Source organism: Comamonas nitrativorans, from assembly GCF_042654765.1.
In the GTDB taxonomy this organism is placed as follows: domain Bacteria; phylum Pseudomonadota; class Gammaproteobacteria; order Burkholderiales; family Burkholderiaceae_C; genus Comamonas; species Comamonas nitrativorans.
On record NZ_JBHSEW010000031.1, the window covers coordinates 1 to 760 of the forward strand.

A 760-nucleotide genomic window follows, 5' to 3' on the forward strand; every position below is an offset into this window, starting at 1 on the left:
TAGAGCCTGTTATGAACTTTGCTGTGTGAGCGCGAAGCCGCAGGTAGAGTTTGCGGATGCGCCGCAAGCCCTACCCGACGGACGTCAGCGATGAAGAATGGAGTTTCGCTGCGCCCTACCTGACCCTGATGGACCAGCACGCTCCACAGCGTGAGCACGATCTGCGCGAGGTCTTCAACGCCCTGCGCTGGCTGGTGCGTGCGGGAGCGCCCTGGCGGATGCTGCCCAACGATCTGCCGCCTTGGGAAGCGGTGTATCAGCAGAGCCGCCGCTGGCTGGATGCAGGCTGCTTCGAAGCGATGGTCTCGGATCTACGCTCCATCATTCGCGTGGCGCAAGGTCGCCAGGGCCAGCCCAGCGCCGTGGTGATGGATGGGCGCACGTTGCAATCGAGCTGCGAGAGCGGCCCGCGTGCTGGCTACGATGGCTACAAACGCAAGCGTGGCAGCAAGGTCCACATGGCTGTGGACACCCTAGGACACCTCCTGACGGTGCATGTCACGCCAGCCGACGAGCAAGAGCGTGCTCAGGTGCAGCGCCTGTGCGAAGACGTGCAGCAGGCCACGGGCCACACAGTGCAACTGGCCTGGGCTGATCAGGGATACACGGGTGAAGCTGCATCCAAGGCGGCGCAGGATAACGGGATTGACCTGCAGATTGTGAAGCTGCCCGAAGCGAAAAAAGGCTTTGTGCTGCTGCCCCGGCGCTGGGTGGTGGAGCGCAGCTTCGGCTGGCTGGCGAGGTTCCGCAGGCTCTCGCG

The 760-nt window shown here is 63.9% G+C and carries 1 protein-coding gene; it reads left to right on the forward strand.

What is annotated here, in order from left to right:
* Positions 1 to 56: 56 nt before the first annotated feature.
* Positions 57 to 760, forward strand: a 704-nt coding sequence (locus ACFO3A_RS15660) for an IS5 family transposase (RefSeq protein ID WP_377728234.1), incomplete at its 3' end; no start/stop codon positions are given.